Below are 2,207 nucleotides of genomic sequence, written 5' to 3'. Positions count from 1 at the left end.
GAGTTCCTGAACGCGCCCGGTTCGTCAAATGCAGATGAACCAGACGAGGTTGAATCAGAACCAGGCCTCTCCCTGTCACAGCGCGCATCTGTCGAGGGCACCAAAGCGCCGGAAACCCAGGCGTCCATCACCAGACCCGATCCAGACCCGCAATCGCACCCTTTACCCGACCAGGGCACAGCCGATTACGGGTTCTTTGAAGATCCGGTCCAGGAGAATGCAGCGCCGGAAACGCCCGAGGACCAAAAGCTGGCAGCAGTGAGGGACGCTGTCACGGCACCACGCTTTGCCAGCGATCTCGGCAGCTTGCTCGGCATCGCACCGATCAACCCCGAGACCGAAACAGGACTGGCAGAGCTGGCCCATCGCCTGTCTCCCGACGAGCTGATCAAACGATTGTTGCCACTCTTCAGCGGTCCAGCCGCGAGGCCGCAAACATGAGCGGATCAAACACCACCCACCACCACTCACATATCAACTCCGGGGAAGGACCTGAATCATGAGAGCAGATATTAACTTTATCGTGGACCGGGCAACCGGCGACGTGACCGAATTTGCCGATGGCACAAGAACGATACGGCTGACAGCGCCAAGCGATATCCATATCGGGGCCGATGTTGACGACGTGGTGAGCCAGCAAGTGCAGGGCGACGATCTGATCATCACCCTGAAGGATGGAACCGTTATCACGGTTGAAGGGTATGCCCGGCATGACACATCGGATCTGAACAGCCGCGTGATCCTCACTGAAGAGGCATCACTTGCGGAACGCATAATGGGCGGTGAAGAGGCCGCGGTGGTCTCGGGCCTTCTGTTGGGGGGTCTTCTGATCGGGGCAGGCAGCGGTGGCGGTGGCAGTTCGTCTGCAGCCGCAGCTGAAGCGGAACCACAGCCCCAGCCCGTCGTTGTTGAAGAACCACCCGCTGGTACAGGCGACACCACCCCTCCCCTGCCCCTTGGCGCGCGGCTTGATCCTGCCAGCGATACCGGCACACCCGGAGATGGCATTACGTCTGACACAACCCCGGTGCTGTCCGGTACCGGAGAGGCCGGTGCAACCGTCACCGTCACACTGCCGGTCAGCGGCGAAGTTCTGACAACCATGGTTGCAGCGGATGGTACCTGGTCTGTCACGCCAACAATGCCGCTGCCATCCGGCACCATCGGCACGGCGGAGATTGTCCAGTCAGATGCGGCAGGCAATACAACCGGTCCCGTATCGGTGGCCCTGCAGATCGACGCGACACCGCCAGCACCGGGAACGCTGAGCTTTGCCAATCTCTCCGATACCGGCCTCGATGGCGATCTCATCACCAGTGACACCGGCTTTGACCTGGTATTGACCGGGGCTGAACTGGCAACCGGTGTTTCTTATGAGGTCTCCAGAGATGGCGGCGCGACCTGGACCCCGACGGTTTCGGGGCAGGACAGCCTTGAGGATGGCAGCTTCCTCTATCGCGCCACCGTGACGGATGCAGCTGGCAACAGTTCCACCAGCAACGTCATCTCTGTGACCGTGGATGCAACCGCCCCGGACCAGACCATCACAATCGACGCCATTACAGAGGACACCGGAACCCCGGGGGATTTCAGGACCACCGATAATGACGGGCTGACCATCACCGCAACCCTCAGTGCACCGCTGGGTGCCGGAGAAATCCTGCAATACAGCAACGATGATGGCGCAACCTGGATCGATGCCACGGCCTCTGTCACCGGAACTGCGATCTCTCATGTCGATGATGCGCTTGTGGGCACAGCCACCATCCGGTTCCGCGTACAGGATACCGCAGGCAATGCCGGGCCATCAGCGAGCCAGCTTGTCTCCATCCAGTTCAGCGGCGATATAACCGGCTCCGGCCGCAGCGTTGAAGACGCAACCGGAACAAACACCATCGACTTCACCTTCACAGAAGCGGTCAGCACATTTGATGAAAGTGCCATTACCGTTGCGAACGGGTCTCTTGTTCCGGGCTCACTCACCCAGACCAGCCCGACCACATGGACTGCCGAGGTCACGCCGGATCTGGCGGAGGGGCACAATAACGTCGCGGTCACTCTGGCTGAAGGTTCGGTAACAAGCGACGTGGGAACACTCAATATCACCTTGAAAAACAGCACGGCGCTTGATCTTGCCTTTAATCTTTCCAACACCGTCCCGTCTGGTGACATCTCAGGATGGGATGTGGCCCATGCCACATCAGCGG

Annotated in this window: 2 protein-coding genes; both read left to right on the top strand. The window is 60.0% G+C overall.

The window, feature by feature from the left end:
* On the top strand, positions 1 to 441 hold a 441-nt coding region (locus ACR0JF_RS23220), incomplete at its 5' end, for a hypothetical protein (RefSeq protein WP_480670096.1).
* Positions 442 to 499: 58 nt separating this feature from the next.
* A partial coding sequence (locus tag ACR0JF_RS23215) for an Ig-like domain-containing protein (RefSeq protein ID WP_480670094.1) occupies positions 500 to 2,207 on the top strand: 1,708 nt, incomplete at its 3' end.

The sequence above is a fragment of the Ruegeria sp. BG11 genome (genome assembly GCF_056538565.1).
This window is presented reverse-complemented; position numbering and strand designations above follow the sequence as displayed.